This is a genomic window from Rouxiella sp. Mn2063 (assembly GCF_049319665.1).
In the GTDB taxonomy this organism is placed as follows: domain Bacteria; phylum Pseudomonadota; class Gammaproteobacteria; order Enterobacterales; family Enterobacteriaceae; genus JBMOUD01.
Genome location: NZ_JBMOUD010000003.1, coordinates 345786 through 362549, shown reverse-complemented (window position 1 = coordinate 362549; position 16764 = coordinate 345786). Strand labels below are relative to the sequence as shown.

The window sequence follows — 16764 nt, the reverse complement described above, 5'->3', positions numbered from 1 at the left end:
ACTTCAGCCACAAACGCAGCGTTCATCAAACATGCTTCTAAATGCATTAAAATCATACCTTAATAACATATATTCATAAAAATACGCCTTCACATTACCGCTTCTTTGCCTCACGAACGGCCCTCGGAGATCGTCCAATCAGGTGGGGCAATAAATAGTAGTCATAAATCAGCAACGTTGGGGCATTTTGTAAAAAAATTCATCCACAGCGCTATTGGGCAATGTCTTAAATTTTGACTTCCTTACATCACACCTAACCAACTGATAGTTAAAATATAACCAGCGGATGAAAATCACTCGCATTGCGAAACTTTAAACTTTCTGAACACTCCCTAAGATTAGTCCAATGGCGTGTTAGGGTAAAGCCAGTGAAAAATGTTTATTTACAAAATAAATGTCGCAATATTTGAGAAACAGAGAATCGAAAAACACGTAATCTATTTACGGCTAGGTCTATTGAATGCGCTCGATTCACCATCTCGATAGCCCTCTCAACTCTTTTTGCTGTTGAGCAAAAAGACCGTCTTACTACATACGACCGAGATTGCACGCTTTACATAGACTCTGTCCCAGCCCAATGACCAAGGTTTGCGTCACAAAAAGAGAATGCGCTGCCTAGCCCATTAGTCGAAAAATACAATCTTCAACCGCCAAATTGAGCCAGGGGTCGGTCGAGTTAGAGAACAAAAGTCGTAAGCCAGACTTGATATTTTTGATCGCATATAAATTTTCAACATGCTATCAAGCATTCTATGAGGCAAATACACCCCCACATCAAGGTTAAAGTGAATTAACCTTAATATTTTTGATGGATATACAAGCCATACCTATTAACTTTTCATTAGCACTCTTTCACTATAGTCGCTTTTAAAAATGTCATACGAATTTCTTCACTATTTTGTGTTTTTTATTTCACGATTAATTGAGCAATTAAAAAACCAACAACAAACGAACAAAAACAAAGCAATTGTTTGATTTCAAAGCAATTAAACAAAGTGAATATAACAAAAATTTAAGCATGCTATTGAAACAAACTATTTATCAAATGAAACCATCTTGAACCCGTAAAAATTAGTTATTTAAGTAGTTATCGACATCAATCCCAATAAATTTATCTAATTAAATATAAAGGTATGATTTCTTATCTGCTCTTAGCATGCCATCTATTATAAGCAGCGATTGCCATTTAGATCGAATTACGAACAGCTTGGTAAGATTTTTGTTATAAAAATAATTAATAGATGAATAATAAAAAGTAATACATCATTCATTATTAAAACTATTGCGAACCATTTCCGTAATAGTCTTCTCTTTGACGAACAATAAAAATCTTATATTGCACGACACATCACTTGTTATGGTATCTAGGTTTTCGCTACAGAAATTAGGCCGGCGGCAGGTGATAAGGTGAGAGAGGCAACGCTTGTACTCACTTCCCGGTCAAATTACAAAATGATCGAGTCGCCCTCACATCGAAGGGCGATAGAGATAGAGGAGTACCGAAAATTTAAACCTAACGAATTGACATTATATTCTGCGGGCCTGCCAATAAGTTTTACGCCAATAGACATTATCTAACGAGGAGCGGATCACCCCACGGCTGGTTGAAGCATGAATGAATTTTCCATTGTTATCATAGATGCCTACATGCAACCCATATTCTCCTTCACCCGTTTTGAAGAAGACTAAATCACCGGGTAATAACTCTTTACGCGAGACTTTGGTTCCCAGTTTAGTTTGAGCGATCGTTGTCCTGGGCAACACAATACCAAAGCGATCGCGGTAAGTACGGAACACAAAACCAGAGCAATCTACACCGCTACGCTCTAACCCACCATAACGATAAGGCGCGCCACGCCATTGGCTCAATTGGGCATTGAGTTGTTTAACCACATGTCCAGAGTTAGCCATGTTCCCGCTAGGGAGCGGAGCATGACTACTACAACCACTGAGAACCAGGGCGAATAGCACTAAAAAAGAGTAGAACAGACCTGTACGCTTGTGCATCGACTTTACTTCCTTTTCCTTTTTCTTTGCGAAACGCTGCCAGTAGCTCTAGCTAAGAAGGTAACTTACCGTTATCTATAGATTAAAAGAATCTAACGTTATTTTATCCGCCATCCAATAAAAATCGCCGACGAAAATGTAAATATACATAATATCTATAAAAAACACAGGACATAATAACGAGAGAAAGTCGGCGATTCGCCGACTTGAACAAAATTGCAGAATATTAGAAAGGCATTAATTCGCAGGTGTGGCAGCAGGTTTGCTATGAATCAACCAGACACCCAGCATGATAGAAATCGCGCCGAGCGTCTTCAGCCAGTAGGTTGGTTCATTAAACCAAGGTAAGCAAACTGCCCCCAGATAGACCAACGCGTAGCTTAAGCTCAACAGCGCATAGGCCCGGTTCAGCGGTAAAATACGCAATGCAAAGAACCAGCACAGCATAGAAATCCCGTAACCAGCAATCCCTGCCCCCACGACCAGTATCGCGGTGATGTTGTTAACAACAAAAGCGAGATTCAGATCGGCGAGAGAAAAGAGAGGAAGATGTATCATTCCCCACTTCATCAACAGTTGCGCAGCACTGACCAGTAGTAAACTACAACCACTCCACAAGTAACCTTTCATTGATTGCTACTCATCATGCTTTGATGCTCATTAACAGTATCCCTAGCATAATCAACGCCACGCCATACCAATGCCGCCTGTCGATGACTTCACCAAAAAACCAACGAGCGCTGAGCGTAATAAAAATAAAATTCACACTCAACATCGGGTAAGCCAGACTCAGAGGCAAAAGCTGCAATACCCGCAGCCAAACGAGCAACGCACATCCCATCAGTGCCATCGCCAGTAATAACCAACGAAGGGTCAACATCAAAGAGCTATCGCGGCCGTTTTGCCCTACCTGCGCGGCCTGCTTTTGGCAAAGCTGGCCAGCACAGGTGAGGATGCTAGCAACCAGAACTAGCAAATATCCTATCATGGCAGTTTTTTGTAGAAGAAGAGTTCTGTCCGGCCTGATTGAATCACACTGTCGGCAGGAGGAAGCCCGGTTGTATTACCTTCCAGATCGTCAGTTTTCACCACCAATGACACATTGCCTTCAAGTCGCGCTTTTTCCAGCCATGCAGGGAAGCCAGGTGCACTGATAAAACGCCCTACGGCATCAGGGTATTTCAAGCCATATTCCAATTCACCTTTGCCATCATACATAATGATGTCACTGCGTTTGAGCACCCAGGCCAGAGAGGTGGCAATACCGACGTTTCCAGTTAATACATAACGGCTGTCTCGCAATAACTTAATATTGTTTGTGACAAATTGCTGCTGCAACTTCGAGTCAACGATCCTTTGTGGCAGAGCCTGCCCGACTAACAAACTTAATACCAACGGACATGCTGCAGCCCAGTACCAACGCTTAGCTTGCGTCAGACTAAGTAAGCCTGCCAACGCCCAGACTGCAAAGCAAAGTACACCAATTAGCATACGGTTAATTTCGGACGGACCGTACAGCTCTCTGATGTGACCAAACGGCAGACGCCCAGACATCACCACCAGCGCAATAACAGCCAACGAGCCAAAGATAATATTGATGATGGCATTAGCTTTCAGCGTGCGGCGCGCACCAGCCTGACGAAGCTGGTCAAGGTAATCGGCCATCAGTAACGCTAAAGGCGCAAAGCAAGGCAGAATATAGGTTGGCAGCTTACCTTTGGCGATACTAAAGAATATAAGTGGCAATAGAACCCAGCTGAGTAAGAAGAACAGCTCTGGGCGCATAACTCGCTTTTTCCATCCGTTAGCCAGTGAACCAGGTAATAGCCCCAACCAAGGCAGTGAACCCAGACACAAGACCGGGATAAAATACCAGAACGGGGCTTTATGCTGTGCATCTTGCTCAGCAAAGCGCTGAATATTTTCTACCCAGAAGAAGTAGTTCCAGTAATCGGGCTCCCGATGCGCAATCGCCAACACCCAAGGCAAACTAAGTAGCACGGCAACAATAACGGCCAGCGGCCCCCAGCCAAATAACGTTTTAAAACGCTTTTCACGCCAGACCACCGGGATAACAGCAATAACCGGTAACGCCAGTGCCAGAAAACCTTTGGTCATGAAGCCCATACCACAGGCCAATCCCAAAGCAATCCAACTCAGCGCCTTCTGTTTATTTCCACTCGCACGTAAACAGAAATAGCTGAATACCATCGCGGCGTTAATCCACAGCGTCAGCATCGGGTCCAGTACGCTGTAAGTCCCTATACTGAAGACCAACGTGAAGGAGAGATAAATCAACGTTGCGGTGTAAGCCGTTTTACGGTTGTGCCAAAGTACATTTGCCAACCAAAACACTAATAGTGCGCTAACAAAGGTGCTGAACACCGAACCAAAACGTACAGCAAAGTTGCTGTCGCCGAAAATCATTTGGCTAATGTTATTAAACCAGTATCCCGCGATAGGTTTTTCAAAATAACGCAGTCCAAGGAGATGAGGAACCACCCAATCTCCACGTTGCAGCATCTCGCGGCTAATTTCAGCGTAACGAGTTTCATCAGGCTGCCATAACAAGCGGGCATTAATCGGAATCAAATAGATGAGGGCGAAAAAAACCAGGAGGAGTAAACCCCAGACACGCTTATATGCTTTCAACATCAGGCTTGACCTTCTTGCTGACAACCCAGCCACCCTTCCCGTCCGGGAAATGCGGAACGAACAACTTGCCCAACAGGCAACGTTGTAATATCAGACGGCAAAAGCTCGCCTAAGGGACAAAATTCAATACCGGCGGCTTTAGCACGCGTCAGTAAATCATCGAACATCGCCGATAACGACATGCCCTCCACTTCGGTATGGATGGTATAAACCGGGACGCCTTGATCCTTGAGCATCGCATCAAGAATAAAGTCGTTGAAGCTATCCGCTGTAACCTGACTGCCAATAACTTCATCGTAGGTCGGTAATGTAACCGGAATTTGCACGGTGCCTAACGTACCATCGTCAAGTCGTGGACGGAAAGGTACCGTACCTCGACAATCACTGTTATAACGGAAGTTAAATTTTTGCTTCACTTTCAACACGCGACCATCAGCACGCCACCCAGCTACCGCAGAGCAATCAATCGGGCGACCAATGCTTTTTTCTAGCGCGTTAACCCCTTTGCGAACTTCTAGCTCAAGGCGCTGTTCTGACCATTTGCCGACTTTAGCTTGCCAACCTTGGTGATCCCAGGCGTGGAGGCCGATTTCATGACCTTTATCCGCACTCAGTTTCATCAACGGCGCACAGTCTCGGGAGATCACCTTCCCAGGCCAAGCGGTACCGGCAACTAAAATATCAAGCCCGTAAAGTGAAGCAGCGTTGGAGCGCAGCATCTTCCACAGAAAGCGGGGACGCAAAAGGCGCCATAAATGGCGCCCCATGTTGTCTGGCCCGACGCTGAAAAAGAAACTGGCTTTAATTTGATGTTTGTCGAGTAATCTGAGTAATTCAGGGACACCCTTGCGGGTGCCACTCAACGTATCTACATCAATTCGTAGACCTATTTTTTTCATGCCAGTCAAACTGTTAACCCTTATCGGCAGGGAAATCGACAGAACGCAGGAAGAAGTCGAGCGTATCGTCAACCGTTTTTTCCATTGCGACTTCAGGCTTCCAATTCAGCAGGCGTTTAGCATTTTTGATGCTCGGAGTGCGGTGTTCCACATCCTGATAACCTTTGCCATAGTAGCTGCTGCTTTCAACCATTTTGAAACCAGCGAACGGAGGGAACTGATCGCGCAGTGGGTGTTTCTCAAAGCTGCGCAGTAACATTTCCGCCAATTCACGGATGCTAGCTTCATTGGTTGGGTTACCAATGTTAACGATTTGACCTTCGCACAGGCCATCACGGTTTTCGATAATGCGGAACAGTGCTTCAATTCCGTCGTTGATGTCGGTAAAGCAACGTTTCTGCTCACCACCGTCGATAAGCTTGATAGGAGAACCTTCAACCAAGTTGAGGATCAACTGGGTAATAGCGCGTGAACTACCGATACGTGCAGCATTCAAGTTATCCAGACGCGGGCCCATCCAGTTGAACGGACGGAACAGCGTGAATCGCAGGCCTTCTTTCACACCGTAAGCCCAGATCACACGGTCCAATAGCTGCTTGGAAACCGAGTAAATCCAACGCTGTTTGTTGATCGGGCCAACAATCAGACGTGATGAATCTTCGTCGAATTCTTTGTCATCACACATGCCATAAACTTCAGATGTGGACGGGAAGATAATGCGTTTTTTGTACTTAACGCAATCACGAACGATTTTCAGGTTTTCTTCGAAGTCCAGTTCGAATACACGCAGTGGGTTACGGGTATATTCGATCGGCGTTGCGATAGCCACCAGCGGCAATACAACGTCACATTTCTTGATGTGATACTCGATCCACTCGGAGTGAATGCTGATATCGCCTTCAACAAAGTGGAAGTTCGGGTTATCCATGAAACGGGTCACAGCATCGGAGCTGATATCCAGACCAAAGATTTCGTAGTTACCATCACGCAGCAAACGTTCGCTCAGGTGGTTACCGATGAAACCGTTCACACCGAGGATCAATACGCGAGTACGGCGCTTAAGTACTGCTGTTGGACGTTGGCTCAGGCGAACATTAGGCATAATACCCATTTCTTGTGCCAAACGAGTGCCCTGAACATACAGACCAGAATCATTCTGACCGGCGAGGATCTGCAACGCACCTTCACCACAAGCAACAACCAAAGGATCGTTAGACAACACGGTACCCGGCTGTTTGTCATGCGCAGTGTCGAGCACGCTTGCACGCCAAATAGTCATTTTACGCTCACCAAGGAAGCTAAATGCACCAGGGTAAGGTTCAGTTACCGCACGGATCAAGTTGTTGATCTCTGTAGCTGATTTGTGCCAATAGATTTCACCATCCGCGGCAGTACGACGACCAAAGTAAGTAGCTTTGGATTCATCTTGTGCCGTCAGGGTGAAGCTGCCGTTAAGCATGGTCGGCAATACGTCTTTCAGCAATTGTTGTGCCGCTTCGCGCACTTTTGCGTGCAGGCTTAGCGCAGTATCTTGCGCATCAATAGCAACCGCACGTTGGCTAACAATATCACCAGCATCTGGACGTTTAACCATCTTATGCAGGGTCACGCCAGTTTCTGCTTCACCATTGAGCAATGCCCAGTTAATTGGTGCGCGGCCACGGTATGCTGGCAACAGAGAACCATGCAGGTTAAAGCCACCTTGAGGTGCTAACGCCAGCACTTCTTCGCTCAGCATATTGCGGTAGTAGAAAGAGAAGATCACATCTGGCTGCAACTCACGGATACGATTTACCCACAGAGGATGGTTAACATCTTCTGGTGCAAAGACCGGCAGGTTTAGATCTGCACCGGTGCGAGCAACTGAAGAGAAGAAATTGTTCTCTTCTGGGGAATCTGTGTGGGTAAATACCGCTTGAACATCATAACCGGCTTCAACCAGAGCTTTTAAGCCCACGCAACCAATATCATGGTAAGCAAATACAATCGCTTTCATTACTCTTCTTCCTGGCTTTTGTCAGCAGAGCGTGCTCCGACAACTTTCTGAATAAAATAACGGGGACGTGCACGAACATCGTTATAGATACGGCCGATATACTCACCGAGTAATCCCATACCTACAAACTGCGCACCAATAAACATAAACAGCAAAGCAAATAGCGTAAAGACGCCTTCCGCAGCCCATGCCGGGCCGAGAACCAAACGCATCAGGATCAGTGCTAATGCCAGCACAAATCCGAACAAAGCAATCACACTGCCAACCACGCTTAGCATACGCAATGGTGTGGTAGTCAGACAGGTGATCAAGTCGTACATCAGATTGATGAGTTTCATCAGGCTGTATTTGGAATCACCAAATTCACGCTCAGCGTGCTGTACAGGAATCTCGACGGTCTTTTTAGCAAAAGTATTCGCCAGAATAGGGATAAAAGTGCTGCGCTCATGGCAATGCAACATGGCTTCGATGATGTGGCGACGATAGGCGCGCAACATACAGCCATAATCACCCATTGATTTGCCAGTAGCACGTTGGATCATCATGTTGATGACTTTAGACGCGCTTTTGCGGAACCAAGAGTCACGACGATTAGCACGAACCGTACCAACAACGTCATAGCCCTCTTCCGCTTTAGCAACCAAACGTGGGATCTCTTCCGGCGGGTTTTGCAAATCCGCATCGAGTGTGATCACTAAGTCGCCGCTAACATGGCTGAAACCCGCCATAATGGCAGAGTGCTGACCATAGTTACGGTTGAGCAGCACAGCAATGATGCAGTTTTCTGGAATTTCAGCCGCTTCGGTCAGCATTTCAACTGAACGATCGCTGCTACCATCATCAACCAGAATAATTTCAAATGGCTGAGCCAGTTGGCGGCAGGCCGCTACAGTGCGCGACAGCAAAGCAGGTAAGCTGGCTTCCTCGTTATAGACGGGTATGACTACCGATACTTTACTAATTGAATCAAATTGAGCCACTACTTCGTCTCCACAATGGAAAAAAGGGCTGCGACGACTCGGTCAACATCGCTGTCCTGCATATCAGGGAACATTGGCAAGCTACAAAGTCTGGCTGAATTCCAGGTACTGTTAGGCAAGTCAACATCCGGGTAACGCTCACGATAGTATTTCTGGGTATGTGCGGCGCGGAAATGCAAGCCGGTACCAATACCCAACGCTTTCAAGCGTTCCATCAACGCATCACGGCTGATACCACAACGCTCTTCATCGACGCGGATCATAAACAAATGCCAAGTATGCAAATGCGGATAATCAGGAACACTCATTGGCAAGAACGGAGAGCCCGCCAATTTTTCCAAATAAAGCTGAGCCAATTCGGCACGGCGTGCATTCATCTGAGCCAGGCGTTTAAGCTGAACAACAGCAATGGCAGAATGAATATCGGAAATATTATATTTAAAACCAGGCTCAACGACTTCAGCCTGTGGACGACGGCCTTGCACCTCACGATCAAAGGCGTCAACGGCCAGACCATGGAATTTCAGTGCGCGAACTTTCGCAGCCAATTCATCGTCATCGGTGACCACCATGCCACCTTCAGCACAGGTCATGTTTTTGATGGCGTGGAAAGAGAAAATAGCGGTACCTTGCGAACCAACCCAACGGCCACGATATTGACAACCCGCAGCATGGGCGGCATCTTCGATCAGTGGAATATTGTGCTGTTTAGCCAACGCGATAATTGGATCAAGGTCTAACGGCGCACCTGCATAGTGAACCGGGATGATCGCTTTGGTCTTTGGCGTAATAGCGGCTGCAATATCTTCAGCGCTTACCATCAAGGTATTAGGATCGACGTCAATCATTACCGGCTCTGCGCCCAGTAATACGATCATGTTGAGCGTGGAAACCCAGGTTTGTGAAGGTGTAATCACTTCATCTCCCGGGCCAATACCTAATGCCAGCAGCGTGACATGCATACCACCCGTCGCTGAACTTACCGCAATGGCATGTTTGCAGCCATAAGCTTGGGCAAAGTCTTGTTCAAGTTGATGAGTCTGAGGACCGGTAGTGATCCAGCCGGAGCGCAATACGCCTTCGACCGCTTTAATCTCATCTTCTCCCATCGATGGGCGAGAAAAGGGTAAGAACTGTTCCATGACACTTATCCTGCGTTATTGACCGCTGACAAATAAATAGCACACTCTAAAACGAAGACATTTAACCGTGGCTAAACGTCTATCTAATAGAGTCACTAAATCATTGCCGTTTAAGCTTAATTTAACCTTAAGAATATTCAATATATATGCCGCGCCAAATAGTAATGCGGAGCAACACTACGCGCTGTAAAAAATGCATACTCATTGATAAACATCAAATCGGCTATCATCAGGACAAAAAAACGCCATGGCGCATTTTTGCCAGCTTATTTATCGCACATGGTACATAAGTAGGGCATGTTGCCTGCACAGATAAATCTTCGGCGGCTATTTTACACATAATTTTGCGATATCATCATAAATAGTTACGATGTTATTGGCAGTTATGACATCATTAACCATGCTTTGCCCGCCACGGCATTGAGAACAAACTCAACATCAAATATTTTTGATAGTCTTTCAGGCTGCATGACTTCATCAACCTTGCCGGCTGCTTCGATTTGCCCCTGCGACATCAGCCAAACATCATCGGCGAGCTGTAAGCTATGATTGAGGTCGTGATCGCTAATAATTGCCGTGCGCCCTGTCGCGCAAAATTGCTCGATTAACCCATCCAGCGCTCGCTGTTGAGCGATATCAAGGCTATTCATCGGTTCATCAAGTAACAACAATTTACTCAAAGGATTAATATCAGGCCACACTTGCAACAAAGCGGCCACCAGCCTTACCCGTTGCCATTCTCCTCCAGATAAATTGTTGATAGGTTCAGCTAATTTATCAAGCAGGCGCAATATGCTGCACAGATGATTAATCGTTTGTTCAAGCTGGGCTACCTGCACAGTCGCTGGTTGATGCAGAGAAAGATATTGAAAAACCGGCATCACGGATACCGGCAATTGCTGTTGCGACAGATAGGCTCGTCGCTGTGCCAGCTGCCATCCGGTCAGTTTATCAAGTGCAATGCCATCAATAAGAACCTGACCTTCACCTGATAACATCCCGGCTAAACGAGCAAGCAGACTGCTTTTCCCCGCACCATTTGGCCCAATAATATGTATCCGACGGCCAGCTGGTACCTGCGTAGTAAATGCCGAAAATCGTCCGGGTACTGATATCTGTGATAGCTGTAACATTAGATACCTTTATTATTTTCGGCCATAAACTACTTATCTGTGACAATTTAGCTTATTTACTCAAATATGCCAGCAGAATGAGGACATTAGTTGGCGAGTGCTTGTTTGATTGCCGCCACCAAAATTGGATCCTCAGGCGTCATATCCGGTGCAAAGCGGCCAATTACCTGACCATCGCGCCCAATCAAGAATTTCTCAAAATTCCATAAAATATTGCCAGGTTGTTTAGGTTCACGCCCTTTACTGGCTAAGCGCTGATAAAACTCACTTCCTTCAGGCTTGGTCGCTTCCGGCTGAGCCGCAATCAGTGATTGATATAATGGATGGCGATGTTCGCCATTAACCTCAATTTTGCTAAACATAGGGAATGTTACGCCAAAATTAGTGGTACAGAAGGATTGGATCTCTTCTTCTGTACCTGGCTCCTGGGCGCCAAACTCATTACATGGGAAACCAAGCACTTCAAATCCCTCGCCATGAACGGACTGATACAAACTTTCCAATCCTTCATATTGCTTGGTCAGTCCACATTGTGATGCCACGTTCACTACTAGCAATACCGATCCTTTATAAGCACCCAGCGTGGTGTTTTTACCATTGATGGTAGTAAGTTCAGTATTAAAAATTGCGTTGCTCATAACGTTAACTCCTTGGTTAATAAATATGAAAAACAAATATCGTTGATGAGTGGCAAGCTCAACTCCCCTGCTTTCAAGACTTTTCCACCTTGAGCAGTAGCCAAATAAATAGCGGAGCCCCCAGCGTTGCTGTTACCACGCCAATAGGCAGTTCCGCGGCATAGAGCGCCACCCGAGCAATCACATCAGCAAGTAATAGTACGCCGGCCCCCGCTAAAGCACAGCCCGGCAGTAAACGTCGCTGGTCTGTCATACCTCGCAGGCGGAGAATATGCGGGATCACTAATCCAATAAATCCGATAACCCCCGCCAAAGCGACACTCAATCCAACAATCCAGCCGACAGAAAGTACTAAAAGATTACGCCATAGATTAAGCGGCAAACCGAGTTGTTGCGCCTGCTGTGAACCTAATGCCAGAAAATTCAGCGCATGCCCTTGCCAACAAAGCCAGACTAATGCTGGCAACAGTAGCAATCCTAGCCAACTCTGGCGCCAATCAACACCGCCAAACCCACCCATCATCCAATACATCAGTTGGCGTAAGTCCAGATTACTACTGAAGTACACGGCCCACGTCATCACTGCGCTGCAAATAATTCCCACCGCCACACCGACTAATAACAGCCGGGCATTACTCAACCGTCTTTTTGCGGCAAAGTACAATAATACAAAGGTCATTAACATTGCGCCCAGTACCGCAGCAAGGCTCAAGACCCAGATGGGAAGTAATCCATTGCTCAATACCACACACAACACCAGAGCGACACCCGCGCCATTTGCCACGCCGAGTAAACCGGGTTCTGCCAGCGGATTTTCAAATAATGACTGCATCACTGCTCCCGCAACCGCCAGGCCAGCTCCAACCAACATCACCGCCAAGGCACGAGGTAAACGCAGTTGCCAGACAAAAAGACGTGAATCGCTATCCCACCAATGATTAGGCCACAGCCAGCGCTCGCCCGCGCACAAACTGAGTATCAGAACAAATAGTGCAAGTAACGCCAGTTGCCATAAACGATGAAAATCCCGGCGTTTATGCTGTTGCTGTAAAAGGTCAAAAGTTGTCTGTGCAGACAATGTTGAAGATGTTGACGGCCTGGATGTTGAAGACGTGGTGTTTTTTTCAGGTTGAGGCGTTTGAAGAGGCCCGAATTTTTTTAGAGGCATAAATGGGCTGCGTCCTGTCACTACTCTGTCAGCAAAGACAGTAAGCCAACACGAGTTATCGGTAATGACGCTATCCTACTCACATTACCTATCGAGCTCTAGTAGATATGTAAATATCCCCGTCATACTTCACGTTGCTTCTGCGTTGGCGACACACACTGACCCGAATCACTTACCAGTTTAAGCTCAACGGGATGCGTTCCCTTGCTGCCTTTAAGCAATGCCAATTATTTTGGGTATAGATTGATAAAACGAAGGCCGCGTCATCAGCGGCCTTGATTGGGAGGGGAAATGAACTCTCAGTGTTAATAAGGATGCCCATTAGGTGGGATCGGTTGGCCGTTGTCATGCCAGTCTCCATGCCCTCTTCCTTGAGGATGCTGCACAGGGTAGCGACTTGCATTGTAATGTGCTGGCGGCGCTGCACGCTCCCAGTGGTTACCGTACCAATACATCCCGTGGTTATTACGTTCTCCAATGTAGTGACCTTGGTGTGCTCTCCACCACTGCGGCGGACGCCAGTCGTAACCATCCCAATAGTAACCACGCGTGTCACGCTCACCAATATGCACAGAGACCCCAGGGACATTGACATCAAGCGTTACACCGGCGTGTGAAACCGCAGGGAGTGCCAGTATGGTGCAAAGCAGTAAAAGAGACTTGTTCATATTATTTACCTCATTTATTTCTACGAGGTTTTTATATCAAGACGAATAAACCTAATGCAGCAGATTAATTCCTATTTTCATTTTAATTTCGCCGTCCTTACAGGAACAGGACAATTATTACGGTACTGCAACACCCGTAAAAAAATAAAATAAACGTCAGCATTATTAATAACAGTCACATGTCTTAACAGTAGTCTAACAATAGCTATTTATTATTTTATTTATACTCGAGATGTTTACTCATAAATAGGATATTACTATGCGTCGCATTTTAGCTGTATGTGCTGTTGTCATGGTCGCCTTTAGCTTGAGCGGCTGTATCTTACCGCCACACTGGGGCCACGGCGGTGGCGGCTACCATGGAGGTTATTACCAAGGGCGTTAATATATTTCCACCATCCTCAAGCAAGGGCTAAGCAAGTACCCTACCAGAGTTTATTTTTGACACTCTGGAAACTGTATTTCCCTTGACTACGCAATCATATTAAAAGGAGCTTAGGCTCCTTTTTTTTAATTTTAGATCATATGATTATTTTATATAGGGAAGGACATTTCAATTTAAATACCACCCCACAATCAATGCAATTAAAACAATCTATCAAATTATTCTTGTATGATATATTGGTTTAACGTTTTCTTTGCACACGACCTAGTCATTCATCAAAATAATGATGGCTATATAAGTTAAGAAGCGAACAAATAATCAACAAGCCACTCAAAAAAGTCGCTGCTTAAGCTGGAAAAAAGACAAAAAAAAGGCCGCATTCGCGGCCTTTTTATCAGACGGGCTTACTCTTTTGGAGTAGCGTTCTCAACCCGGCTTTTTAACTTCTGTCCTGGACGGAAGGTCACCACACGGCGCGCCGTAATTGGAATGTCCTCACCAGTTTTCGGGTTACGCCCCGGACGTTGGTTTTTGTCACGCAGATCAAAATTGCCAAAGCCAGACAATTTAACTTGTTCACCATTCTCTAAAGCACGACGTACTTCTTCAAAGAACAGTTCAACCAGGTCTTTGGCATCCCGTTTGCTAAGCCCAAGCTTTTCAAACAGGTGTTCTGACATTTCAGCTTTAGTAAGCGCCATAGGTTCAATCCCTCAAGGATGCTTGGAATCGCTGTTTTAGAGCCTCTACACATTTTGCAACAGTAGCGGCGATCTCCTCTTCTTCCAGTGTACGGGCGGTATCCTGCAATACCAAGCTGATAGCAAGGCTTTTGTAGCCCTCTTCCACGCCCTTTCCTCGGTACACGTCAAATAAGTTTACGCCAACTATCTGATTTGCGCCAACTTTCTTACACTCGGCCAAAATATCGTCTGCGGGAACGTTTTCAGCAACCACAACCGCGATATCACGACGGTTTGATGGGAAACGAGAAATCTCGCCCGCATCAGGCAGCACGCGGTCTGCAAGCTTGTTCCACAACATTTCAAACACAATTGTGCGACCATTAAGATCCAGCTTACGTTCCAGCTCTGGATGGACTACTCCAATGAAACCAATGCGTTCGCCACGTAAATAAATTGCTGCACTTTGACCTGGATGTAATGCAGGATTACTTTCCGCCTTGAACTGTACCTCATCTAATTTTCCGGTAAGTTCAAGAATCGCTTCAAGATCACCCTTCAAATCGTAATAGTCAACAGCTTGGCGAGCTAAATCCCAATGTTCTTCATTACGGTTGCCCGCAATCACACCAGACAGCATGACATCCTGACGGATACCCAAGTCTGCTTGTGTATCAGGCACAAAGCGCAGGCCGCTCTCGAATAAACGAACGCGACCTTGTTGACGATTCTGGTTATAGACCACAGAGCCAAGCAATCCTGTCCACAGCGACAGACGCATTGCCGACATCTCAACAGAGATCGGGCTTGGCAGAATCAGGGCTTCTTCACCTGGATGCAGCAACGCCTGAACTTTAGGATCAACAAAGCTGTAGGTGATCGCTTCTTGGAAGCCGCGATCGACCAGCAGATTTTTCACGCGTTTAAGTGAAAGATCGGCTTCGCGGTGACGAGTCATTTCCAAATTAGCTTTTACCGGCACATTAGGAATGTTGTCGTAACCGTAAACACGAGCGACTTCTTCAACCAAGTCTTCTTCGATTTGCATATCGAAGCGCCAGCTTGGTGCTTTAGCCGTCCAGGTATCGCCCTGCTTTTCAACCTGGCAACCAAGACGTTGCAGAATATCGGTCACTTGCGCGTCTTCAACATGATGGCCGATCAGGCGATCGAGTTTCTCGCGACGTAGTGTAATCTGAGCTGGTTTTGGCAAATGGGCATCAGAGGTAACATCAATCACCGGACCTGCCTGGCCACCACAAATCTCTAACAGCAGCGCAGTGGCGCGCTCCATTGCTTTATATTGCAATTGCGGGTCAACGCCGCGCTCGTAACGGTGTGAAGCATCAGTGTGCAATCCCTGACGACGAGCACGACCTGTGATCGACAGCGGGCTAAAGAACGCCGCTTCGAGCAACACATCGCGGGTTTGTTCATTAACACCTGAATGTTCGCCACCGAAGATGCCGCCCATTGCCAGCGCTTGCTGATGGTCAGCAATAACCAGCGTATCGTCATTGAGCTTAGCATTGGTGCCGTCGAGCAACGTTAACGGCTCGTCTTTATGCGCCAAACGTACAATAATTCCGCCCTGAATACGGTTCAGGTCGAAGGCATGCATCGGTTGGCCCAGTTCCAGTAAGACGTAGTTAGTAATATCGACAACGGCATCGATAGAACGGATGCCACAACGACGCAATTTTTCAACCATCCACAATGGTGTTGCCGCCGTGATATCAATGCCTTTAACCACACGGCCTAGATAACGTGGGCAAGCTTCAACTGCCTGAACCTCAATTGGCAAAGTATCGGTAATCGTCGCCACAACCGGTGCCATGACAGGCTCGCTAAGAGGTAACTTGTTCAGCACAGCTACATCGCGGGCGATACCGATAATGCCAAGGCAATCAGCACGGTTAGGCGTTACACTGATTTCAATAGTATTGTCATCAAGCTGCAGGAACTCGCGAATATCGGTACCAACAGTGGCATCCTGTGCTAATTCGATAATCCCATGCTGGTCGCTAGTAATTCCCAGCTCAGAGAATGAGCACAGCATCCCTTCAGAAGGTTCACCGCGCAGTTTTGCTGCTTTAATTTTGAAATCACCAGGTAGCACCGCGCCTACGGTGGCAACAGCCACTTTCAAACCTTGGCGGCAGTTTGGTGCACCGCAGACGATATCAAGCAGGCGATCGCCGCCAACGTTAATTTTGGTCACACGCAGCTTATCGGCATTTGGGTGTTGGCCGCACTCAACCACTTCCCCCACAACAACACCGTTAAAAGCACCGGCAACAGGATCAACACCATCAACTTCCAGGCCTGCCATGGTAATTTGATCGGATAATGCTTCGCTGCTAATGGCTGGGTTTACCCACTCACGCAACCAGAGTTCACTGAATTTCAT

15 protein-coding genes are annotated in these 16764 nt (G+C 46.6%); 1 reads left to right on the top strand and 14 read right to left on the bottom strand.

All coding sequences use genetic code 11. The features are described 5' to 3' along the window. Positions 1–1527: 1527 nt before the first annotated feature. The 12 genes from ACL9RG_RS07100 to ACL9RG_RS07045 all read right to left on the bottom strand — a co-directional run bounded on the left by ACL9RG_RS07100 (position 1528) and on the right by ACL9RG_RS07045 (position 13286). A complete protein-coding gene (locus tag ACL9RG_RS07100) occupies positions 1528–2007 on the bottom strand; it encodes a C40 family peptidase (protein ID WP_422791891.1) in 480 nt (159 codons plus the stop codon). A gap of 237 nt (positions 2008–2244) precedes the next feature. Next, the gene (gene arnF, locus ACL9RG_RS07095; RefSeq protein ID WP_422791890.1) at positions 2245–2637 is read right to left on the bottom strand and encodes a 4-amino-4-deoxy-L-arabinose-phosphoundecaprenol flippase subunit ArnF; all 393 of its coding nucleotides are present in this window, start codon (positions 2635–2637) and stop codon (positions 2245–2247) included. A 13-nt stretch (positions 2638–2650) separates the two neighbouring features. Next, on the bottom strand, positions 2651–2995 hold the full coding sequence (arnE, locus tag ACL9RG_RS07090; RefSeq protein ID WP_422791889.1) for a 4-amino-4-deoxy-L-arabinose-phosphoundecaprenol flippase subunit ArnE: 345 nt from the start codon (positions 2993–2995) through the stop codon (positions 2651–2653). Continuing rightward, positions 2992–4659 (bottom strand): lipid IV(A) 4-amino-4-deoxy-L-arabinosyltransferase, encoded by a 1668-nt coding sequence (gene arnT, locus ACL9RG_RS07085; RefSeq protein WP_422791976.1) that lies wholly within the window; start codon positions 4657–4659, stop codon positions 2992–2994. The genes arnE and arnT overlap by 4 nt, the downstream gene beginning before the upstream one ends. A gap of 2 nt (positions 4660–4661) precedes the next feature. Beyond that, complete coding sequence (arnD, locus tag ACL9RG_RS07080) at positions 4662–5561, bottom strand: 4-deoxy-4-formamido-L-arabinose-phosphoundecaprenol deformylase (protein WP_422791888.1); 900 nt, start codon at positions 5559–5561, stop codon at positions 4662–4664. 13 nt (positions 5562–5574) lie between these two features. Continuing rightward, entirely contained in the window at positions 5575–7557 is a 1983-nt protein-coding gene (gene arnA, locus ACL9RG_RS07075) for a bifunctional UDP-4-amino-4-deoxy-L-arabinose formyltransferase/UDP-glucuronic acid oxidase ArnA (RefSeq protein WP_422791887.1), read from the bottom strand. Beyond that, positions 7557–8537, bottom strand: coding sequence for an undecaprenyl-phosphate 4-deoxy-4-formamido-L-arabinose transferase (gene arnC, locus ACL9RG_RS07070; RefSeq protein ID WP_422791886.1), 981 nt, complete (start codon positions 8535–8537; stop codon positions 7557–7559). The genes arnA and arnC overlap by 1 nt, the downstream gene beginning before the upstream one ends. Beyond that, entirely contained in the window at positions 8537–9679 is a 1143-nt protein-coding gene (gene arnB, locus ACL9RG_RS07065) for a UDP-4-amino-4-deoxy-L-arabinose aminotransferase (protein ID WP_422791885.1), read from the bottom strand. The genes arnC and arnB overlap by 1 nt, the downstream gene beginning before the upstream one ends. A 383-nt stretch (positions 9680–10062) precedes the next feature. Next, positions 10063–10812: a vitamin B12 ABC transporter ATP-binding protein BtuD gene (gene btuD / locus ACL9RG_RS07060; RefSeq protein WP_422791884.1), complete on the bottom strand. Its 750-nt coding sequence runs from the start codon at positions 10810–10812 to the stop codon at positions 10063–10065. Between the two features lie 86 nt (positions 10813–10898). Then, on the bottom strand, positions 10899–11450 hold the full coding sequence (locus ACL9RG_RS07055) for a glutathione peroxidase (protein WP_422791883.1): 552 nt from the start codon (positions 11448–11450) through the stop codon (positions 10899–10901). Positions 11451–11523: 73 nt separating this feature from the next. Continuing rightward, entirely contained in the window at positions 11524–12528 is a 1005-nt protein-coding gene (gene btuC, locus ACL9RG_RS07050; RefSeq protein WP_422791975.1) for a vitamin B12 ABC transporter permease BtuC, read from the bottom strand. Between the two features lie 395 nt (positions 12529–12923). Then, a complete protein-coding gene (locus tag ACL9RG_RS07045; protein ID WP_422791882.1) occupies positions 12924–13286 on the bottom strand; it encodes a DUF2502 domain-containing protein in 363 nt (120 codons plus the stop codon). A gap of 259 nt (positions 13287–13545) precedes the next feature. On the opposite strand from ACL9RG_RS07045, the gene ACL9RG_RS07040 reads away from it, so the two are divergent. Next, the gene (locus ACL9RG_RS07040) at positions 13546–13671 is read left to right on the top strand and encodes a hypothetical protein (protein WP_422791881.1); all 126 of its coding nucleotides are present in this window, start codon (positions 13546–13548) and stop codon (positions 13669–13671) included. Positions 13672–14075: 404 nt separating this feature from the next. On the opposite strand, the gene ihfA is transcribed toward ACL9RG_RS07040, so the two are convergent. Together ihfA and pheT are read right to left on the bottom strand one after the other, a co-directional pair. Then, positions 14076–14372: an integration host factor subunit alpha gene (gene ihfA, locus ACL9RG_RS07035; protein ID WP_004717732.1), complete on the bottom strand. Its 297-nt coding sequence runs from the start codon at positions 14370–14372 to the stop codon at positions 14076–14078. 4 nt (positions 14373–14376) lie between these two features. Further along, positions 14377–16764, bottom strand: coding sequence for a phenylalanine--tRNA ligase subunit beta (gene pheT, locus ACL9RG_RS07030; protein ID WP_422791880.1), 2388 nt, complete (start codon positions 16762–16764; stop codon positions 14377–14379).

What these genes read in the sequence shown, in the direction of transcription:
- ACL9RG_RS07055 (WP_422791883.1), bottom strand. Translation starts at nt 11,450, where the DNA reads ATGAGCAACGCAATTTTTAATACTGAACTTACTACCATCAATGGTAAA.
- arnA (WP_422791887.1), bottom strand. Translation starts at nt 7,557, where the DNA reads ATGAAAGCGATTGTATTTGCTTACCATGATATTGGTTGCGTGGGCTTA.
- arnF (WP_422791890.1), bottom strand. Translation starts at nt 2,637, where the DNA reads ATGAAAGGTTACTTGTGGAGTGGTTGTAGTTTACTACTGGTCAGTGCT.
- ACL9RG_RS07040 (WP_422791881.1), top strand. Translation starts at nt 13,546, where the DNA reads ATGCGTCGCATTTTAGCTGTATGTGCTGTTGTCATGGTCGCCTTTAGC.
- ACL9RG_RS07100 (WP_422791891.1), bottom strand. Translation starts at nt 2,007, where the DNA reads ATGCACAAGCGTACAGGTCTGTTCTACTCTTTTTTAGTGCTATTCGCC.
- arnE (WP_422791889.1), bottom strand. Translation starts at nt 2,995, where the DNA reads ATGATAGGATATTTGCTAGTTCTGGTTGCTAGCATCCTCACCTGTGCT.
- arnB (WP_422791885.1), bottom strand. Translation starts at nt 9,679, where the DNA reads ATGGAACAGTTCTTACCCTTTTCTCGCCCATCGATGGGAGAAGATGAG.
- btuD (WP_422791884.1), bottom strand. Translation starts at nt 10,812, where the DNA reads ATGTTACAGCTATCACAGATATCAGTACCCGGACGATTTTCGGCATTT.
- arnD (WP_422791888.1), bottom strand. Translation starts at nt 5,561, where the DNA reads ATGAAAAAAATAGGTCTACGAATTGATGTAGATACGTTGAGTGGCACC.
- ACL9RG_RS07045 (WP_422791882.1), bottom strand. Translation starts at nt 13,286, where the DNA reads ATGAACAAGTCTCTTTTACTGCTTTGCACCATACTGGCACTCCCTGCG.
- ihfA (WP_004717732.1), bottom strand. Translation starts at nt 14,372, where the DNA reads ATGGCGCTTACTAAAGCTGAAATGTCAGAACACCTGTTTGAAAAGCTT.
- pheT (WP_422791880.1), bottom strand. Translation starts at nt 16,764, where the DNA reads ATGAAATTCAGTGAACTCTGGTTGCGTGAGTGGGTAAACCCAGCCATT.